This is a genomic window from Tsukamurella tyrosinosolvens (genome assembly GCF_900104775.1).
In the GTDB taxonomy this organism is placed as follows: Bacteria; Actinomycetota; Actinomycetes; order Mycobacteriales; family Mycobacteriaceae; genus Tsukamurella; species Tsukamurella tyrosinosolvens.
Window position 1 is genome coordinate 3,175,156 of sequence record NZ_FNSA01000003.1, and the last position, 17,756, is coordinate 3,192,911.

At 72.3% G+C, this 17,756-nt stretch carries 19 protein-coding genes; 11 read left to right on the forward strand and 8 right to left on the reverse strand.

The window, feature by feature from the left end:
- Positions 1–13 precede the first annotated feature (13 nt).
- The 3 genes from pyk to BLW32_RS17765 are packed head-to-tail and all read right to left on the reverse strand — an operon-like array spanning position 14 to position 4,025.
- Positions 14–1,435: a pyruvate kinase gene (gene pyk / locus BLW32_RS17755; protein ID WP_068739657.1), complete on the reverse strand. Its 1,422-nt coding sequence runs from the start codon at positions 1,433–1,435 to the stop codon at positions 14–16.
- A 10-nt stretch (positions 1,436–1,445) separates the two neighbouring features.
- The gene (gene lgt / locus BLW32_RS17760; RefSeq protein ID WP_082791176.1) at positions 1,446–2,471 is read right to left on the reverse strand and encodes a prolipoprotein diacylglyceryl transferase; all 1,026 of its coding nucleotides are present in this window, start codon (positions 2,469–2,471) and stop codon (positions 1,446–1,448) included.
- Between the two features lie 33 nt (positions 2,472–2,504).
- The gene (locus tag BLW32_RS17765; protein WP_068738944.1) at positions 2,505–4,025 is read right to left on the reverse strand and encodes an ArnT family glycosyltransferase; all 1,521 of its coding nucleotides are present in this window, start codon (positions 4,023–4,025) and stop codon (positions 2,505–2,507) included.
- Between the two features lie 108 nt (positions 4,026–4,133).
- Here BLW32_RS17765 and BLW32_RS17770 point away from each other — a divergent pair, with 108 nt between their 5' ends.
- From BLW32_RS17770 to BLW32_RS17780, 3 genes are read left to right on the forward strand one after another with little or no spacing between them, the layout of a single operon-like run.
- Positions 4,134–5,231, forward strand: coding sequence for a sensor histidine kinase (locus BLW32_RS17770; RefSeq protein ID WP_068738946.1), 1,098 nt, complete (start codon positions 4,134–4,136; stop codon positions 5,229–5,231).
- Positions 5,228–5,857 carry a response regulator transcription factor gene (locus BLW32_RS17775; RefSeq protein WP_068738948.1) on the forward strand — a complete coding sequence of 210 codons (630 nt, stop codon included), beginning with the start codon at positions 5,228–5,230 and terminating at the stop codon, positions 5,855–5,857. The genes BLW32_RS17770 and BLW32_RS17775 overlap by 4 nt, the downstream gene beginning before the upstream one ends.
- Complete coding sequence (locus BLW32_RS17780) at positions 5,854–6,921, forward strand: lycopene cyclase family protein (protein WP_074850680.1); 1,068 nt, start codon at positions 5,854–5,856, stop codon at positions 6,919–6,921. Before BLW32_RS17775 ends, BLW32_RS17780 begins: the two co-directional genes overlap by 4 nt.
- Here the strand turns inward: BLW32_RS17780 and trxA are convergent.
- Entirely contained in the window at positions 6,890–7,258 is a 369-nt protein-coding gene (trxA, locus tag BLW32_RS17785) for a thioredoxin (protein WP_068520677.1), read from the reverse strand. The genes BLW32_RS17780 and trxA overlap by 32 nt on opposite strands.
- Positions 7,259–7,388: 130 nt before the next feature.
- On the opposite strand from trxA, the gene BLW32_RS17790 reads away from it, so the two are divergent.
- The gene (locus BLW32_RS17790; protein ID WP_068520679.1) at positions 7,389–7,952 is read left to right on the forward strand and encodes a LysM peptidoglycan-binding domain-containing protein; all 564 of its coding nucleotides are present in this window, start codon (positions 7,389–7,391) and stop codon (positions 7,950–7,952) included.
- Between the two features lie 91 nt (positions 7,953–8,043).
- Here the strand turns inward: BLW32_RS17790 and BLW32_RS28375 are convergent, their stop codons facing one another.
- Together BLW32_RS28375 and BLW32_RS17795 are read right to left on the reverse strand one after the other, a co-directional pair.
- On the reverse strand, positions 8,044–8,175 hold the full coding sequence (locus BLW32_RS28375; RefSeq protein WP_255304290.1) for a hypothetical protein: 132 nt from the start codon (positions 8,173–8,175) through the stop codon (positions 8,044–8,046).
- A gap of 113 nt (positions 8,176–8,288) precedes the next feature.
- Positions 8,289–9,512 (reverse strand): acyl-CoA dehydrogenase family protein, encoded by a 1,224-nt coding sequence (locus BLW32_RS17795; RefSeq protein WP_068739659.1) that lies wholly within the window; start codon positions 9,510–9,512, stop codon positions 8,289–8,291.
- A gap of 128 nt (positions 9,513–9,640) precedes the next feature.
- Here BLW32_RS17795 and BLW32_RS17800 point away from each other — a divergent pair, with 128 nt between their 5' ends.
- Positions 9,641–10,090, forward strand: coding sequence for a winged helix DNA-binding protein (locus tag BLW32_RS17800; RefSeq protein ID WP_068738952.1), 450 nt, complete (start codon positions 9,641–9,643; stop codon positions 10,088–10,090).
- A gap of 1 nt (position 10,091) precedes the next feature.
- On the opposite strand, the gene BLW32_RS17805 is transcribed toward BLW32_RS17800, so the two are convergent.
- Both BLW32_RS17805 and BLW32_RS17810 read right to left on the reverse strand, forming a co-directional pair.
- Positions 10,092–11,621, reverse strand: coding sequence for an AMP-binding protein (locus BLW32_RS17805; RefSeq protein ID WP_068738954.1), 1,530 nt, complete (start codon positions 11,619–11,621; stop codon positions 10,092–10,094).
- Positions 11,622–11,657: 36 nt separating this feature from the next.
- Positions 11,658–12,623, reverse strand: a complete 966-nt coding sequence (locus tag BLW32_RS17810) for an aldo/keto reductase (RefSeq protein ID WP_068739661.1) — start codon at positions 12,621–12,623, stop codon at positions 11,658–11,660.
- A 69-nt stretch (positions 12,624–12,692) separates the two neighbouring features.
- Between BLW32_RS17810 and BLW32_RS17815 the strand changes: the two genes are divergently transcribed.
- From BLW32_RS17815 to BLW32_RS17840, 6 genes are all read left to right on the forward strand, one after another.
- Positions 12,693–13,577 carry a bifunctional helix-turn-helix transcriptional regulator/GNAT family N-acetyltransferase gene (locus BLW32_RS17815; RefSeq protein WP_068738955.1) on the forward strand — a complete coding sequence of 295 codons (885 nt, stop codon included), beginning with the start codon at positions 12,693–12,695 and terminating at the stop codon, positions 13,575–13,577.
- A gap of 233 nt (positions 13,578–13,810) precedes the next feature.
- Entirely contained in the window at positions 13,811–14,536 is a 726-nt protein-coding gene (locus BLW32_RS17820) for a GntR family transcriptional regulator (RefSeq protein ID WP_068738957.1), read from the forward strand.
- A 27-nt stretch (positions 14,537–14,563) separates the two neighbouring features.
- Positions 14,564–14,791, forward strand: coding sequence for a 4Fe-4S dicluster domain-containing protein (locus tag BLW32_RS17825; protein ID WP_068520690.1), 228 nt, complete (start codon positions 14,564–14,566; stop codon positions 14,789–14,791).
- Between the two features lie 29 nt (positions 14,792–14,820).
- On the forward strand, positions 14,821–16,164 hold the full coding sequence (locus BLW32_RS17830; RefSeq protein WP_068738959.1) for an ABC transporter substrate-binding protein: 1,344 nt from the start codon (positions 14,821–14,823) through the stop codon (positions 16,162–16,164).
- Complete coding sequence (locus BLW32_RS17835) at positions 16,161–17,000, forward strand: ABC transporter permease (protein ID WP_068738961.1); 840 nt, start codon at positions 16,161–16,163, stop codon at positions 16,998–17,000. The genes BLW32_RS17830 and BLW32_RS17835 overlap by 4 nt, the downstream gene beginning before the upstream one ends.
- Positions 16,997–17,749, forward strand: a complete 753-nt coding sequence (locus BLW32_RS17840; protein WP_068738963.1) for an ABC transporter ATP-binding protein — start codon at positions 16,997–16,999, stop codon at positions 17,747–17,749. The genes BLW32_RS17835 and BLW32_RS17840 overlap by 4 nt, the downstream gene beginning before the upstream one ends.
- Positions 17,750–17,756: the final 7 nt, after the last annotated feature.

Sequence of the window (17,756 nt, forward strand, 5' to 3'; positions counted from 1 at the left end):
CGACGAGCGTATGTCAGTGGTCGTCCTCGCCGATCCGGTGCACCTGGATCAGGTTGGTCGAGCCGATGGTCCCGGGGGGCGCACCGGCGACGATGACGACCTGATCGCCCTTGGAGTAGCGGCCGATGCCCTCGAGCGAGTGGTCGACCTGTTTGATCATGGCGTCGGTGCTGTCGGCACCGTCGACCAGGAAGGTCTCGGTGCCCCAGGACAGGGCGAGCTGGCTGCGGACCTCGGGCAGCGGCGTGAACGCCAGCAGCGGCAGGCGGGTGTGCAGGCGGGCCAGGCGCCGCACGGTGTCACCCGACTGGGTGAACGCGACGAGCGCCTTGGCGTTGAGCCGCTCGCCGATGTCGCGGGCGGCGTAGGAGATGATGCCGCGCTTGGTGCGCGGGACGTGGTTCAGCGGCGGCACCGACGGTCCGCCGTCCTCGACGGCCTGCACGATCTTGGCCATGGTCCGCACGGTCTCGATCGGGTACTTGCCCACCGAGACCTCACCGGAGAGCATCACGGCATCCGCACCGTCGAGCACGGCGTTCGCGACGTCGGAGGCCTCGGCGCGGGTGGGGCGGCTGTTCTCGATCATCGACTCCAGCATCTGCGTGGCGACGATCACCGGCTTGGCGTTCTCCCGGGCGATCTGGATCGCCCGTTTCTGCACCAGCGGCACCTCCTCGAGCGGCAGCTCGACACCGAGATCACCACGCGCAACCATCACCGCATCGAACGCGAGAATGACGGCCTCGAGGTTCTCGATCGCCTCCGGCTTCTCCAACTTCGCGATCACCGGAATGCGGCGGCCCACCCGATCCATCACCGCATGCACCCGCTCGATATCCGCCGGCGACCGCACGAACGACAGAGCAATGAAATCCACACCCAATTCGAGCGCGAACTCCAGATCCTCGATGTCCTTCTCACTGAGCGCCGGCACCGACACGTTCATCCCCGGCAGCGACACACCCTTGTTGTTCGACACCGGGCCACCCTCAGTGACCTCACACACCACGTCATTGCCATCGACCGACGTCACCGTCAGCCCGACCTTGCCGTCGTCGACCAGCAGCCGGTCGCCGGGGCGGGCGTCCTGCGCCAACTCCTTATAGGTGGTCGAGACCCGATCATGCGTACCGACCACATCATCGACGGTGATCCGCACCGTCTCGCCCGTCTCCCACACGGTGCGGCCGTCGCCGGCGAACCGGCCCAGCCGGATCTTCGGGCCCTGCAGGTCCGCCAGGATCCCCACCGCCCGGCCGGTCTTGTCGGAGGCGGCACGCACACGCTCATAGTTCACACCGTGATCGGCGTGCTCACCGTGGCTGAAATTCAGGCGCGCAACATCCATGCCCTCCTCCACGAGAGCAAGAACCTTCTCATCGGTTCCGACAGCGGGGCCCAGGGTGCAGACGATCTTGGTTCGACGAGTCACGGCGTCCACGTTAGTCCTCCTTATTCCGCGATGTGGAGTCTCCCGGCAACCCGCCGGTATCCATCGGGCGAACATCAGCCTCCGTCCCGGCGGCGTCGTCGGCCTTCTCCAGGGCGACGGGAGCGTCGGTCTCCGTCGATCCGTCCTGCTCGGTGCCGGTTTCCGACGGTGCCGCGGCCGACTCGTCGAGGAAGACGGAGTCCTCGCGCCCCTTCGGGGCGAGGAGGAAGTAGGCGACGGCGCCGGCGAAGACGAGCGCGGCGGTGAACACGTTGATCCGGACGCCGAAGATCAGGGTCGCGTGATCGTCGCGCATGATCTCGATGAAGAACCGGCCCAGGCAGTAGCCCGCGACGTAGAGCGCGAAGAGGCGGCCGTGGCCGATGCGGAAGCGGCGGTCGACGATCACGAGGAAGGCCGCGACCAGCAGGTTCCAGACGAGTTCGTAGAGGAACGTCGGCTGCACGACGGACAGGACGACGCCGGTGCTGTGCCCGTCGAGCACGTCGGGGCCGCGCTGGCCCACGTCGTTGGCGCGTTCGTAGATCTCGAGGCCCCAGGGCAGGGTCGTGGGAGCGCCGTAGAGCTCCTGGTTGAACCAGTTGCCGAGCCGGCCGATGGCCTGGGCGACGATGATCGCGGGGGCGATCGCATCGGCGAAGGGGCCGAGTTTGATGCCCATCTTCCGGCAGCCGATGGCGGCGCCGACGCCGCCGAGGGCGACGGCGCCCCAGATGCCGAGGCCGCCGTCCCAGATGCGGAATACGGCGCCGAGGCCGCGGCCGTTCGGGCCGAAGTAGGTGCTGAAGTCGGTCATCACGTGGTAGAGCCGGCCGCCGATGAGGCCGAACGGGACGGCCCACACCGCCACGTCGAGGACCTGGCCGGGCTTGCCGCCGCGGGCCACCCAGCGGCGGTCGCCCCACCAGCAGGCGACGACGATGCCGACGATGATGCACAGCGCGTACGCACGGATCGGGACGGGCCCGAGGTGCCAGACGCCCTGCGCGGGACTCGGGATGCTCGCGAGGATCACGCCCGTCACCCTACTGACCGCCGACGCGGGGCGTCACTGCGAGCGCAGCCGCTCCCACAGCTCGGGCCAGGCGACGGTGCGTCCCGTGTAGAGCTGCACCACGGGATCGCCCGTGTCCCCCGGGGCGGGCACGGCCCGACGGTGCGCGAAGGCCCCGTCGAGCACGGGCGACGGGTCGCCGATCCAGAGCACCGCGCGGGCGTCGGCCGGCGGCCGGCCGAAGTAGTAGTACGCGCGATGCCCGCTGTACGCGCGGGGCAGGCCCTCGTCGCGGCCGAAGAAGTCGACGGCGGCGGCCAAGGGGTAGCTCTCGGCGACGATGACGGTGCCGTCGCGCTCCGCGGGCGGGAGCGTCCGGTAGGCGGCGACGACCGTCCCGGACAGCTTCTGCAGCAGGGTGTCGCCGTCGACGAGCATGGTGGCGGGCGCGCGCAGCGGCGGCGTCCCGATCCGCTCGGCCATCGCGGGCGTCCACACCGGCGAGGCCGCGATCCAGCTGGCGGCGGAGCCGAGTAGCGCGAGGACCGCGATCGCGCGGAGCACGCCGTGGGCCCGGCGTCCGCGGCGCGCGAGCCACCGTTCGGCGACGACGGCGCCCGCGGCCATCGGCAGGGCGTACACCGAGGCCAGGTAGTAGGCGCGGCCGTGGGTGAGCACGATCGCGGCGACGACCAGCACCAGCGCGACGCCGAGGAAGCGATACGGGCGCAGGTCGCGCGAGCGCAGCAGTGCGACGACCCCGGCCAGGAGCAGCGGCAGCCCGATCAGGAGGCCCGCGCCGAACAGCCCGACGAGCGCGAACCCTGCTCCGCCGGGCCACTCGGCCCGGACGACGGCGCCCATCCGCGTGTACGCCCAGTCGTGCCCCGCCTGCCACCAGAGCGTGGGCGCGACGGCGACGACGGCGAGGGCGGCGCCGGCCCACAGCGCCGGGCGGGTCACCAGCCGGCGGGGTCCGCAGGCGAGGGCACCGAGCACGATGGCGATCCACAGCGCGGGCACGAGGAACTTGGTGAGCAGCGACAGCGCCGTCACCGCGCCGGCGAGGAGCAGCAGCCGGTCGTCGCGAGTGCGCACCCAACGGACAAGCAGGTACAGGATCACCGTCCACCACAGCGGGTCGAGCGAGTACGTCGCGAGCCAGTGCCCGACGGAGCTCACCAGCGACATCGCGACGGCCGCCGCGGCGAAGGCCTGCGCCCCGGTGCGGCCGCCGAGCTCGCGGGCGAGGAGTCCCGCCAGCAGGGTGATGGCGACGACGGCGAGCGCCGCCGGCAGCCGCAGCACTACGAGGTTCCCGTGCGCCAGGTGGTCGAGCCCCGCCGCGAGGAGCGGCACGAGCGGCGGTTGGTCGAAGTAGCCGGCGGCGGGGTGCTCCCGCCCGGCGACGACGAAGTAGGCCTCGTCGAAGAAGTAGCCGTAGTTGCGGCTGCCGATCAGCATCACGGCGAGCACGACGCCGCCGATGAGGGCGAGCGGCAGTCGCGCGAGGCGCGGCAGCACGTCGCCGGTCTCGGCGGAGGGAGTGTCGGGGGCGATGACCTGGGATGTCATGGCTTCGACGCTCCCGGATCGCGTGCGGCGCCGGTAGCGCCGTTCGGCGGCGCGTCGACCGACGAAAGGAGGTATCGGCACCGTCGGGCAGCTCCCTACGATGGCTGCATGTCCTTCGAACCCGGCCCCCGCACCCGAGGCGCCCACGCGGCGCTGCTCGGGGTGTCGGCGGCCGGCACCGTCGCTCTGGTGATGGCGCTGTTCCCGACCCTGCGCGGCACCGGCCTGTGGGCGGGCGCGGCGGCGATGCTCGCCGCGTCCGCCGCGGTCGGCGTTCTGCGGCCCGTGTTCGCGGCGCCGGTGGTCGCAGCGGCGGGCTGCTACCTCGTGCTGGGTCCGTGGGCGGAGGCGACCGCGTCGGGCGCGGCGTTCTGGGTCGCGGTGGCGGCCTCGCTCGTCTCGTCGGCGGCGGCGCAGACCGCGCGGGACCGGCGCGAAGCGGCGATCGCCTTCGCGCCGTTCGTGGTCTTCGCGGCGACGGTGGCGGTGTCGTCGCACTCGGTGTGGGGCGCGCTCGGCTCCCTCGCGCCGGTGCTCGGCGGCACGACGGTGGGCCTCGGGATACGGCTGCGCGTGACCCAGCGGGAGCGGCACGCTCTCGCGGCGCGGCAGGCGCGGGCCGACGAGCGGCTCACTCTCGCGGCGCAGCTGCACGACCTCGCGACCGCACGCCTGACCCGGATCGTGCTGGCGGCCCGCGCGGCGGGCCAGCCGGGGATCGAGGAGGACGCGCAGGCCGCGCTCGCCGACCTGCGGCGCGTGGTCGTCGGGCTGCGGACGGCCGAGGCGCCCTCGGTGCCGCTGGCGACCGACGGCATCGTCGCCTCCGCCGAGGTCGACGACGCCATCGCCGAGGCGGTGGGCCGGGCCCGGGACGCGGGCCAGCACGTCGACCTGGCCGGTGCGGTCGCCGTGCCGCTCCCCCGCGCGACCGCCGACTGCCTGGCCCGCGTGCTCGAGGAGGGGCTCGCGAACGCGCGCAAGCACGCCGCGGGCGCCCCCGTCGACGTGGAGGTCACCGGCCGCGGCGTCCGCGTGCACAATCCATCGGCGGCGCCCGACCCCGCGCTCGCCGCGACCGGCAGCGGCACGGGCCTGCGTGGTCTGGCCGCCCGCACCGCGCTCGTCGGGGGGACGCTCCGCCACGGCCCCGCGCCCGACGGTGGCTGGACGCTGCAGGCCGAGTTCCCGGCGGCCGCCCGATGACGACGGTGCGCGTGCTGGTGGCCGATGACGACCCGCTCGTGCGGGAGTACCTGCGGACCGTGCTGTCGGCCGAGCCGGACCTCGACGTGGTCGCGACGGCCGCCGACGGCGCGGCCGCGGTGGAGGCGGGCATCGCGCACGCGCCGCAGGTCGCGCTACTCGACGTGCGCATGCCCGGCGTCGACGGAATCGTCGCGACCCGGGCGCTGCGGGAGCTCGATCCGCCGGTGGCGGTCGTGCTCATCACCACGCTGGACACCGATGCGGTGCTGGTCGACGGGCTGGCCGCGGGTGCGGCGGGGTTCGTGGTGAAGACGGCCGAGCCGGCGCTGCTGGCGTCGGCGGTGCGCACCGCGGCGACGGGCGGCTCGCTGCTCTCGCCCGACGCACTGGCGCGCCTCGTCCGCCTCGCCGGCGACCGGCCGCGCCGCGACCCGCGCGTCGACGCCCTGGGCGAGCGGGACCGCGACGTGCTGCGGGAACTGGCGACCGGCGCCTCGAACGCGGAGATCGCTGCGCGCCTGTTCCTCGCCGAGTCCACCGTGAAGGGCTACGTCTCGGCACTCATGACCCGGCTGGACTGCGCTAACCGCACGCAGCTCGCCCTGCTCGGGGCGGTGTTGTGAGCGCACCGGACGTGGTGGTGGTCGGCCTCGGGCCGGCGGGCCGCGCGGTCGCGCACCGGGCGGCGGCGGCGGGCCTGCGGGTGCGGGCCTTCGATCCCGCGCCGGACACTCGGTGGCGGCGCACCTTCGGACTCTGGGCCGACGAGCTGCCGTCGTGGCTCCCCGCCGACGTGGTCGCGGCCGTCTCGACGCCGCAGGTCATCGCGCGGACCCGGCACGACCTGCGCCGCGACTACGCAGTGCTCGACGTCGACGCCCTGCAGGACGCGATGCCGCTCGACGGGGTGGACGTCCGCGCCGAGCGGGCCGGCCGCGACGGTCACGGCGCGGCGTTCGTGATCGACGCGCGGGGGCCGGCACCGTCGGATCCGGTCGACGTGCCGCGGCAGACGGCGGCCGGAGTGCTGGTCCCGGCGGGCGCGCACGAGGAGCTGTGGATGGACTGGCGGCCGGCGCCGGGTGTCGCGGCCGACGCGGCGGCGTCGTTCCTCTACGCCGTGCGGGTGACGGGCGACGCGGTGCTGGTGGAGGAGACCTGCCTCGCGGGGGCGCCAGCGGTCACCGTCGACGAACTGGAGGTGCGGCTCCGGGCCCGGCTCGCGGCGCGCGGCGTCGCGGCGGGCGCGCTGCACGAGCGGGTGGACTTCGCGTTGCTCGCGCCCGGACCGCGCCGCGGGCGGGGCTGGTGCGGGGTCGGGGTGCGCGGCACCACGCTGCACCCGGCGACGGGCTATTCGGTGGCGGGATCGCTGGCTTTCGCCGAGGACGCCGTCTCGGCGCTGAGCACCGGCCGGAATCCGATGAGCACCGACGCGGTGGCTGCGCACCGGCTGCGGGCGGCGGCGCTGCGCGCGCTCCTGGGCATGTCCGCGGCGGAGCAGCGGGCCTTCTTCGAGGTCTTCTTCGGGCTCCCGGACCGGCACGTCCGGGCGTTTCTGGCGCCGGGGTCCGGGACGACCGCGAACGCCGCAGCGATGGCTGCGGCGTTCGGGGCGGCGCCGTGGGGGCTGCGCCGGCGCCTGGCGCGGGCGGTTACTCCGCCGGCTTCTCGCCGGCGCCGCTGACGTCGGCCTGCTCGATGTCGAGCGCGCGGGCCTGGCCGATGAGGTCCTCGAGCGCGGCGGGCGGGAGCGCGCCAGCCTCGTTGTACACGAGATTGCCCTTCTTGAAGACCATTAGCGTGGGGATCGAGCGGATGTTCGCGGCGGCAGCGAGGCTCTGCTCGGCCTCGGTGTCCACCTTGGCGAAAACCACATCGGGATGGGTCTCGGATGCCTTCTCAAAGGTGGGCGCGAACGCGCGGCAGGGGCCGCACCACGACGCCCAGAAGTCGACCAGCACGATATCGTTGCCGGTCACGGTCTGATCGAACTTGTCTGCGGTCAATTCAACTGTCGCCATACCCCCTCCAACGATTTTGCCGACTCCATGATTCCCATTCGCCAAAATGTCGGATGGGATCGCTATTGTCTACTCGGGCGCGCACCCGCGCGCCGCATGTACACCGAGTACATCTACTAAGGGGATACACATGACCGACGTGCTTCGCGCAGGTAACCAGCTCGGCCTCGGGGAGACCCTGGACTCCCTCAACGGCGGCTACACGCTGACCCTGCAGAGCGATGGCAACCTCGTGCTCACCGAGGGCGCCGGCACCGTGGTGTGGGCCAGCGCCACGGACGGCAAGGGCGTCGAGCGGGCGAACTTCCAGACCGACGGCAACTTCGTTCTCTACAACGGTGCGGGTGAGGGCGTCTGGTCGACCCAGACCGAGGGCACCGGTGCCGACCGCATCGTCCTGCAGGACGACCGCAACCTCGTCGTCTACGCCGGCGACGCCGACAAGTGGGCCTCCAACACGGCCACCGACCAGCCCGCCCCGGCCCGTCAGGCCGCCCCGGAGCCCGAGCCCGTCGCCGCCGAGGCGCCGGCCGCTCCCGCGCCGCGCACCCACACCGTCGTCTCCGGCGACACCCTGTGGGCCATCGCCGAGCAGTACCTGGGCGACGGCAACCGCTACACCGAGATCGCGCAGCTCAACGGCATCGCGAACCCGGATCTGATCAACGTGGGCCAGGTCATCACCATCCCCTGATCGCCGAAGATCACGCTCTGAATCACGAACCGGCCTGCTCTCGCTCAGCGAGGGCAGGCCGGTTTCGTCGTACGGGTCGGCGACGGCGAGGTCAGCGATGCCGGGGATGGCACCCGAGGGACGCCGAGACGACGGCGAGCGGTGTGCTCGCCAGCCGGAGGTTGTGGCGCTCCTGCGGCGTCATCGTCCAGCGGGCGTGCAGACGACGGGCGAATGCGTACATGATGCGGTTCCTTCTCGGCGGATCGGTGCAGCGTGATCCATCGAGTATCGAACCGAACCACCGAGCGGGGCAACGCTTGTCGCGTTAAGACCGCGTATCGGTCGCGCTAACCGTCATTCGCCGCGCAACAGCCCCTTCGCCACGTGCGTCACCTGGATCTCGTTGCTGCCGGCGTAGATCATCAGCGACTTCGCGTCGCGCGCGAGCTGCTCCACCCGGTACTCCGCCATGTAGCCGTTGCCGCCGAAGAGCTGCACGGCCTCCATCGCCACCTCGGTCGCGGCGCGCGAGCTGTACAGCTTCATGGCCGAGGCCTGCGCCAGCGTCGGCGGCTTGCCGGCCCGCGAAGCCTCGATGGCGGTGAACAGCATGTTCTGCACGTTGATCCGCGCGATCTCCATCTCGGCGAGCTTGAGCTGGATGAGCTGGAACTTCCCGATCTCCTGGCCCCAGAGGGTGCGCGAGCGCGCGTAGTCGATCGACAGGCGCTGCGCCTCGTTGATGATGCCCAGGCTCAGCGCCGCGATGCCGATCCGCTCGGCGGTGAAGCCCGCCTTCGCGGAGGCCCCGCCGCCGCCCGGCGTCTCCTCGGTCTCGCCGAGCAGCCGGTCGGGGCCGAGGCGCACGTCGTCGAAGAACAGCTCGCCGGTGGGCGAGCTCATCATGCCCATCTTCTTGAACGCCTTGCCCTGCGTGAGGCCCTCCATGCCCGTGTCCAGCACGAAGGTGAGCACCTTGCGGTCGCGCAGCGGCGTCCCGTCGCCCTCGTCGAGCTTGGCGAAGACCACGATCGTGTCGGCGTGCGGGCCGTTGGTGATGAAGGTCTTCTGCCCCTTGAGGATGTAACCGCCGGAGCCGTCACGGCGCACCGTCGTCTTCATGCCACCGAGGGCGTCGGAGCCGCTGTCGGGCTCGGTGATCGCCCACGCGCCCACCTTCTCCATGGTGACCAGCTCGGGCAGCCAGCGCTTCTTCTGCGCGAGGGTGCCGCGGGACTTGATGGTGGACACCGTCAGGCCCATCGAGACGCCCATCGAGCCGATGAGGCCGAGGCTGACGCCCGCCATCTCGACGTTGAGGATGAGGAACATCGACGAGCTGAGCGTGCTGGAGCCGCCGGCCTTGGGCTTCTCCCCTGCCTCCTCGGCGGCCAGCTCGGCCTCCAGGTTTTCGCGGTTGACCTGGTCGATGCCGAAGGTCTGGAGCATCGTGCGGGTGATGTCGTACGGCGGCAGCGCGCCGGTCTCCAGCTCGTCGACGTGGGGGCGCACCTCCTTGTCGATGAACGCCCGCAGGGCGTCGCGCACCATCAGGTCTTCGTCGGACCACTCGAACACCGCAACCTCCATCAATAGAACGTGTTCTACATATTGGGGTCCATCCTCGCACCTCGCGCCGCCCGACGGTGCGCGAACCCCCGGGAAGGCCTTGACCTCAACCGTCGTCGAGGAAATAGCGTCGGGGCATGGAGAGCTACACGGACGACCGCATCCTGGGGCAACCGATCGGCTACTGGGCCAGCATGACCGGACGGTCCGCCGTCACCTTCATCCGCGCCACGCTCGAGCGCCACGGACTGACCCAGCCGCAGTGGTGGGCCCTGAACTACATCGCCGACCGCCCCGCCAGCGTCGGCATGGACGAGGTGGTCGAGTACCACCGCGGCTTCGTCGACACCGACGACGCGCTGCGCCCCGACGTCGCCTGCCTGGTGGCGACGGGACTGCTCGACGACGCCGACGGTGCGCTCACCGTCAGTCCGGCCGGACAGCGGCGGCGCGACGAGACCTGGCCGGACATCCGCGCCACCCTCGCGCAGATCCGCGCGGGCGTCTCCGACGAGGACTTCATCACCACGATCCGGACCCTGCAGCGGATGATCGAGAACATCGGCGACCGCGCCTGGCACGCCTGAGTCAGTTCACCTTGCGCTCCAACGCGTCCCAGAACGGGGCGCGGAGCACGAACTTCTGGATCTTCCCGGTGGCGGTCCGCGGCAGCGCGTCGACGAAGTCGATGCGCTTCGGGCACTTGTAGCCGGCCAGGTGCTCGCGGGTGTGCGCGATGAGCTCCTCGGCGGTCACCCCGTCGGCGACGACGATCGCGGTGACCAGCTCGCCCCACTTCTCGTCGGGGATGCCGATCACTGCGACCTCGCGCACCGCGGGGTGCAGCGCCAGCGCGTCCTCGACCTCGATCGACGTGACGTTCTCGCCACCCGAGATGATCACGTCCTTCTTCCGGTCGGCGATCGTGAGGTAACCGTCCTCGAAGGTGCCCCGGTCCCCGGTGTGGAACCAGTCGCCCTCGAGCGCCGCGGCGGTCTCGGCCGGCTTGTTCCAGTACGCGGTGAGCGCGTGATTGGTGCGGGTGAGGATCTCGCCGTCCTCGTCGATCTTCAGGGTGACGCCCAGCGCCGGGGCGCCGGCGCGACCGAGCCGTCGGGCGACCTCCATCGGGTCGTCGCCGGCCCACTCGGCGCGCTCCCGGTTGACCGTGATCAACGGCGAGGTCTCGGTGAGCCCGTAGATCTGGATGAACTCCCAGCCCAACTCGAAGCGCACCCGGTGGATCACGCGCGTGGGCGGCGGCGCGCCCGCGCAGATGACGCGCACGGTCCCGGCGCCCGGGATCGGGCCGTCCCACTCCGCGGCGGCGTCGAGCGCCGCGGTGACCACGGCGGGCGCGGCACACATGATCGTCACGCCCTGATCCCGGACGCGGCAGAGGATCTCGGCCCCGTCGACCTTGCGGAGGACCACGTGCTTGATGCCGACCCCGGTGGCGGCGAAGGGCATGCCCCAGCCGTTGGCGTGGAACATCGGCAGGGTGTGCAGCAGGACGTCGTTGTCGGTGAGCGCGACGTGCAGCCCGAAGACCGTCGCGTTGAGCCAGAGGTTGCGGTGCGTGAGCTGCACGCCCTTGGGGCGGGCGGTGGTCCCGGAGGTGTAGTTGATGGTGGCGGTGGCGTTCTCGTCGCCGGCCCACGGCGTGGGATCCGACGGTGCGCCCGCCGGCCCGAAGATCTTCTCGTCGTCGCGGCCGAGGACGAAGACGTGCTTCGCCCGCACTGTCTCGGCGAGGTGCTCCACCTCGGGGTCGAGCAGGAGGACGTCGGCGCCCGAGTCCTCGACGATGTACTCGACCTCGGCGGGCGCGAGCCGAAAGTTCACCGGCACCAGGACGCGGCCCCACCCGGAGACGCCGTAGAACGAGGTCAGCAGGCGCGCGGCGTTCTGCGAGACGATCGCGACGCGACCGCCGACGGGCACGCCCAGCTCGTCGAGCCGCGCGGCCTGCCCGCGGGCCAGGGCCGCCATCTCGGCGTAGGTCTTCGCGCCCCACGACGGGGCCGGCTGGTCCGGCTCGTCGACCATGCCGATGCGGTCCGGATAGACGATCTCGGCCCGGTCGAGGAAGTCGCGTACGCCCAGATTCACGAACATGCCCGTCAGGCTACGTGCGGGCCGAAACCTCCGGGGTCAGAACGCGAAGGTGGTGTACCCGGTGGGGCGGGCGGAGACGATCTCGTCGATCGCGGCGAGGTCCTCGAGGGTGGGCTCCCAAGCGACGGCCGCGACGTTGGCGGCGATCTGCTCGGCGCGGCTGACGCCGGAGATCACCGACCCGACGGCGGGCTGCGCCGCGAGTCCGCCGATCGCGACCTCGAGGAGCGAGACGCCGCGGTCGTCCGCGAACGCCTGCAGGCCCTCGATGACGTCGAAGTCGGCGCCCTCGAGCCGGTGCGTCTCCTGCGCGAGGCGCGTGCCCTCGGGCGCAGCCTGGTCGCGCCGGTACTTCCCGGTGAGCAGTCCGTAAGCCAGGGGGAAGTACGGGAGCAGGCTCATGCCCACGCTCTCGAGCGCCGGCACGAGTTCCGTCTCGGCGCTGCGGTTGTAGAGCGAGTACTCGTTCTGGGCGGTGATGAAGTGCGGCGTCCCCAGGGTCTCGGCGAGCCAGTCGGCGCCTACGACCTCCCAGGCGGTGAAGTTCGAGCAGCCGATGTAGCGGACCTTGCCCGCCGTCACCAGATCGGCGAGGGTCTCGAGCGTCTCCTCCAGCGGCGTGATCCGGTCGGGCGTGTGCAGCTGATAGAGGTCGATGTAGTCGGTGCCGAGGCGGCGCAGGCTGCCCTCGACCGCCTTGTGGATGTAGGTGCGGCTCGCGCGGACGCCGTGGTCCTCGCCGTAGAGGCCCTGCGTGTCCATGCCGAACTTCGTCGCGACGACCACCTGGTCGCGGCGCGATACGAGCGCGCGCCCGAGCAGTTCCTCGCTCGCACCGGAGCCGTAGCTGTCGGCGGTGTCGAAGAGGGTGATGCCCGCGTCGATGGCCGCGTTGACCACTTCGTCGGTGGCGCGCTGGTCGATTCGGCGACCGAAGGCGTTGCAGCCCACGCCGAGTGTGGAGACGATGAGGCCGCTGGGTCCGAGTGGTTGGTAGCGCACGCCGACCACGGTACGCAGTTCTCGCTCGACCGTTGCCCCGCGGTCATATCTCTGACTAAGGTCAGAGATATGACGGAGGATGTCGCGCAGGTACGGCGGTTCAATCGGGCGGTCACACAGCGGCTGGGCGTGCTGCAGGACCGCTACCTCGCGCGGGACCGGCCGCTGGGGCAGGCCCGGCTGCTGTGGGAGATCGGCCGCACCGGCGGCGGCGCGGACGTCCGCGACCTGCGCGCCCGCCTCGACCTCGACTCGGGATACCTCAGCCGGCTCCTGCGCGCGCTCGAGGCGGACGGTCTGGTCACCGTCGAGCAGGACGACGGTGACGGCCGGGTCCGGACCGCGCGGGTCACCGCCGCGGGCGCCGCGGAGTACGCCGAGCTCGAGTCCCGGTCCGAGGACGCCGCGCACGCGCTGCTCGATCCCCTTTCTGCGGGCCAGCGGGGGCGGCTCGTCGCGGCGATGGCCGAGGTGGAGCGGCTGCTCGTCGCCTCGCTGGTGCGGGTCGAGGAGGCGGACGCGCAGTCGCCCGCCGGACGATTCGCGGCGCGCGAGTACTACGCCGAACTCGGGGCTCGGCTCCAGGACGGCTTCGATCCGGGCGTCGGCGGCGCGATCAGGGACGCGTCGATCACCCCGCCCGCGGGGCTGCTGCTCGTCGCGACGCTCCGCGAGGAGACCGTCGGCTGCGGCGCGCTCACGTTCCAGGACGACGGGTTCGCCGAGGTCAAGCGCGTCTGGGCTGCGCCCTCGGTCCGCGGTCTCGGTCTCGGCCAGCGACTCATGGCCGACCTGGAGGACCGCGCCCGCGCCGCGGGCGTGCGCGCCCTGCGGCTGGACACCAATGGCGCGCTCACCGAGGCGATAGCGCTGTACCGGAAGCTCGGCTACCGCGAGATCGAGCGGTACAACGACAACCCGTACGCGCAACACTGGTTCGCCAAGGAGCTCTGACGACCGTCCGAGCGCCCACGAGGGCCCGGACGCCGAACCAGTCGATCACCGAGATTCAAATCCGCGGCGCGCTCCGGCGGGTGGCGCAATAGCGGCCCACCGCCGGGAAGTCCCAGTTCGGAGCCCCCGCGAGCGCGGGCCGACCGGCGGAATCCCGCGCCGACGCCGGTCCTTCGCCGAGGCACCCTCCCGAGGTCGGCCGGACCCGGCCGACCTGTTCCTATCGTTGCCGCATGCCAGCGACCGACCGCCCGATCCGCGCCGACTCCGCGCGCATCGTCGCCGACGTCCTGCGCCAGGCGATCCACGACGGCACCTACCGCGGGACCCTGCCCGGCGAGGACGACCTCGGCGCCCAGTTCTCCGTCTCCCGGGGCACCGTCCGCGAGGCCCTGTCGATCCTGCGCGACGAGGGTTGGATCCGCCGCGGCCCACGTGTGGGTACCGAGGTCATCGCCCGCACCGTCGACCACGGGCTCGACAGCCTGCGCGGGCTCCGCGAGACCCTCTCGCTGCACGGCGAGGTCCGTAATCGCGTGCGGACCGCCACCCGGCTCGTGCCGCCCCCGATCGTCGCCGAGAAGCTCGGCATCCCGCGCGGCGAGGAGGCCGTGTACCTGGAGCGGCTGCGCTACCTGGACGACGAGCCCATCAGCCTGGACCTCACCTACCTGGTCTCCGATGTCGGCGACCTGCTTCTGGAGCAGGACCTCGAGAACGAGGACGTCTTCCCGCTGATCGAGGCCGTCACGGGGCATCGCCTCGGCACCAGCGACTACTGCCTGACCGCCGCGGCGGCCGATCCGCACACCGCCGCGAACCTGGAGATCGCCACCGGCTCGCCGCTCCTGCTCTACGAGCGCCTCACCCACCTCGAGGGCGGCCGCCCCGTCGACCTCGAGTACATCCGCATCCGATCCGACCGGATCACCCTGCGCGGCACCCTGCACCGCGACTGACCGCCCCCGACACGGAGGAACACACCCATGGCACAGGTCGAACAGCGCGTCGACGTCCCCGTCACCATCGACGCCTCCCTCTGCATCGAGGGCTGCAACATCTGCATCGAGGCCTGCCCCCTCGACTCGCTCGCGCTCGACCCGAGCACCAACCGCGCCCACATGTACGTCGACGAGTGCTGGTACTGCGGGCCCTGCGCCGCGCGCTGCCCGACCGGCGCCGTCACCGTCAACATGCCCTACCTCCTGCGATAGCCCCGCCCAGCCCCCGGAGAACTCCAGCCATGACACCCACCCTGCGCGCGGTCGCCGTCGTCGCCGCGACGGCCACCGCCCTCGCGTCCTGCTCGCTCGAGCCCGCGGCCGACGAGTCCACCCAGACCCTGGTGGTGGGCTACCAGTCCAAGACCATCAACACCGTCACCGCGGGAACCCTGCTGCGCGCCAAGGGCTTCCTGGAGAAGCGCCTCGCCACCGTCGGGAAGTTCCGCGTCGACTGGCAGGATTTCGACACCGGTGCCCCGATCACGAGCGGCATGCTCGCCGGCAAGATCCAGATCGGATCGATGGGCGACTACCCCCTCCTGATCAACGGATCCCGCGCGCAGTCGAGCCCCGAGACCGAGACGGCGATGCTCTCGGTCACCGGGTCGAGCGCGCGGGGCGCCCTCAACTCGGTGGTGGTCTCCCCCGGTTCCCCGCTGCGCTCCCTGGTCGACCTGCGCGGCAAGCAGGTCTCCGCGTCCGTCGGCTCCGCCGGGCACGGCACCCTCGTCGCCGCGCTGAGCCGCGCGGGCCTCAGCACCGCCGATGTCACCGTCGTGAACCAGCAGCCGCAGGTCGGGGCGAGCGCGCTCGAATCCGGCCAGGTCCAGGCGCTGGCGCAGTTCGTCGCCTGGCCCGGCCTCCTCGTCCACCAGGGCAAGGCGCGCCTGCTCTACGACGGCGGCGAGCTGAACACCCCCACGCTGCACGGGGTCGTCGCCAACACGAAGTACGCCGCGTCGCACCCGGATGTGGTGCGCGCCTTCCTCGAGGCGCAACTCGACGCGACGGACTTCCAGCGCGAGCACCCGCTCGAGGCCGCGCAGGACGTCGCGCAGGCCAGCGGCCTGCCCGCCGAGGTCGTCTACCAGTACAACGGGCCGGGCGGCACCGACCCCAACCCCACGCTCACCGCGCCACTCATCGGAGCTCTCAAGGGCGACATCGGGTACCTGCAGTCGATCGGCCAGTTCGGCACGCCGCTCGACGTCGACCGGTTCGTCGACCCGAAGCCCCTCGCCGAGGCACAGGCCGCGCGCGGCGGATTCCGATACGACGCCGCCACCCCCGCGCCGAGGCCGTCCGCGGAGATCTGGTTCGACGGCGCCGACGCCACCGAGGCCGCGCCCGACGCGACGGCGTTGATCCGCACGCTCGCCACGACCGACCGGAAGGTCCGCGCCGCCTACGTCTCGGATGCGCTCACCGGAACCCGCTGGTACGCCGACCAATCGCTGTGGCTGCGCGACGGCGCGGCGCTCGTCCCCTTCGCGGGCCCCGACGCCCGCGACCGCTACCGCGCGGAGCACCCCGGCGCCGTCCCCGTCGAGTACCGCGCCCTCCTCGAGGAGGCCCGACGGTGACCGCCCTCGACTCGCTCCCCGCCGCGGCGCTCCGGCGGCCGGCCACGGCCCCCGCCCGCCGGGCCGTTCTCCCTGCCTGGCCGGTCCGGATCGCGGTGGCCGCCGCCGCGATCGGCGTCTGGCAGCTGCTCACCACCCAGCACGTGGCGCTCGTCTGGATCCGGTTCGACACTCTGCCCTCGGCGAGCGCCGTCGCCGAGCGGTTCGCGCAGTCGGTGCGCACCGGCGAGTACTGGCTGGACCTCGCACAGTCGCTGATCCGCATCGGCACGGGCTTCGCGGTCGCCGCGGTGCTCGGCATCGCCGCCGGCGTCGCGCTGGGCCGCTCCCGCGCCGCCGAGCTGACCGTCGGGACCCTGCTCGAGATCGCCCGCCCCGTCCCCGCGATCGCGCTCGTGCCGGTCATGATCCTGCTACTCCCGTCGTCCGAGGCGGGCATGGTCGCGATCACCGCGACGGCCGCGTTCTTCCCCATCGCGGTGAGCGTGCGGCACGCCGTCCGCGCCCTCCCGACCGTGTGGGAGGACTCCGTGCGCACCCAGGGCGGCGGAGATCTCGCGGTGCTGTGGCGCGTCGTGCTCCCTGGCTCGCTGCCGGGCGTCTTCTCCGGACTGTCCGTCGGCGTGGGCGTCGCGTGGATCTGCCTCGTCTCCGCGGAGATGATCTCCGGGCGCCTCGGGGTGGGCTACCGCACGTGGCAGTCGTACACACTCGTCGACTACCCCGCGGTGTTCGTCGGCATGCTGACGATCGGCGTGCTCGGCTTCCTGACCTCGGCCGTCATCGAACTGGCCGGCCGCCGGGTCACCCGCTGGCTGCCGCGGGGCGACCGATGAGCGCGCCGGCGGTCAGCCCGCCCGTGCAGCGCGACGGGCTGCGACTGAGACTCGACGCCGTCGACCTCGGCTACCGCGGCGCGACCGCCGTGCGCGCGCTCGACCTCACCGTCGGGCCCGGCGAACGCCTGGTCCTGACGGGCCCGTCGGGCTGCGGCAAGTCGACGGTGCTGCGCGCGCTCGCCGGGCTGCTCCGCGCCGATTCCGGCGTCGTCCTCGCCGACGGTGCGCCCGTGACCGGTCCGGATCGCGACCGCGCCATGGTCTTCCAGGAGGACGCCCTGCTGCCGTGGCGCACCGTCGAGAACAACGTGCGGCTCGCGCTCGCGCTGCGGGGCGTGGCCCGGCACCGTCGCTCCGACGAGGCCCGACGGTGGCTCGCCGAGGTCGGCCTGACCGCCTACGCGAAGCACCTGCCCCGCGAGCTGTCCGGCGGCATGCGACAGCGGGTCCAGCTCGCCCGCGGCCTCGCCGGTGCGCCCCGCGCCGTGCTCATGGACGAGCCCTTCGGCGCCCTCGACGCGCAGACGCGCGGCGACATGCAGCGGCTGCTGCTGCGCACCCTCGACGCCCACCCCGCCACCGTCGTCTTCGTCACCCACGACGTGGACGAGGCGATCCTGCTCGGCGACCGCATCGTCGTCCTGGGCCGCCGCGGCGAGCCCGTCCGCGCGTCCTTCGACGTGCGCCGCGCGCCGTCGTCCTCCGCCCTGCGCGCGGGCGTCGTCGACGCCCTCACCGACCGCTGACCAGCAC

What these genes read in the sequence shown, in the direction of transcription:
- BLW32_RS17765 (WP_068738944.1), bottom strand. Translation starts at nt 4,025, where the DNA reads ATGACATCCCAGGTCATCGCCCCCGACACTCCCTCCGCCGAGACCGGC.
- BLW32_RS17770 (WP_068738946.1), top strand. Translation starts at nt 4,134, where the DNA reads ATGTCCTTCGAACCCGGCCCCCGCACCCGAGGCGCCCACGCGGCGCTG.
- BLW32_RS17775 (WP_068738948.1), top strand. Translation starts at nt 5,228, where the DNA reads ATGACGACGGTGCGCGTGCTGGTGGCCGATGACGACCCGCTCGTGCGG.
- trxA (WP_068520677.1), bottom strand. Translation starts at nt 7,258, where the DNA reads ATGGCGACAGTTGAATTGACCGCAGACAAGTTCGATCAGACCGTGACC.
- BLW32_RS17790 (WP_068520679.1), top strand. Translation starts at nt 7,389, where the DNA reads ATGACCGACGTGCTTCGCGCAGGTAACCAGCTCGGCCTCGGGGAGACC.
- BLW32_RS28375 (WP_255304290.1), bottom strand. Translation starts at nt 8,175, where the DNA reads ATGTACGCATTCGCCCGTCGTCTGCACGCCCGCTGGACGATGACGCCG.
- BLW32_RS17800 (WP_068738952.1), top strand. Translation starts at nt 9,641, where the DNA reads ATGGAGAGCTACACGGACGACCGCATCCTGGGGCAACCGATCGGCTAC.
- BLW32_RS17805 (WP_068738954.1), bottom strand. Translation starts at nt 11,621, where the DNA reads ATGTTCGTGAATCTGGGCGTACGCGACTTCCTCGACCGGGCCGAGATC.
- BLW32_RS17815 (WP_068738955.1), top strand. Translation starts at nt 12,693, where the DNA reads ATGACGGAGGATGTCGCGCAGGTACGGCGGTTCAATCGGGCGGTCACA.
- BLW32_RS17820 (WP_068738957.1), top strand. Translation starts at nt 13,811, where the DNA reads ATGCCAGCGACCGACCGCCCGATCCGCGCCGACTCCGCGCGCATCGTC.
- BLW32_RS17825 (WP_068520690.1), top strand. Translation starts at nt 14,564, where the DNA reads ATGGCACAGGTCGAACAGCGCGTCGACGTCCCCGTCACCATCGACGCC.
- BLW32_RS17830 (WP_068738959.1), top strand. Translation starts at nt 14,821, where the DNA reads ATGACACCCACCCTGCGCGCGGTCGCCGTCGTCGCCGCGACGGCCACC.
- BLW32_RS17840 (WP_068738963.1), top strand. Translation starts at nt 16,997, where the DNA reads ATGAGCGCGCCGGCGGTCAGCCCGCCCGTGCAGCGCGACGGGCTGCGA.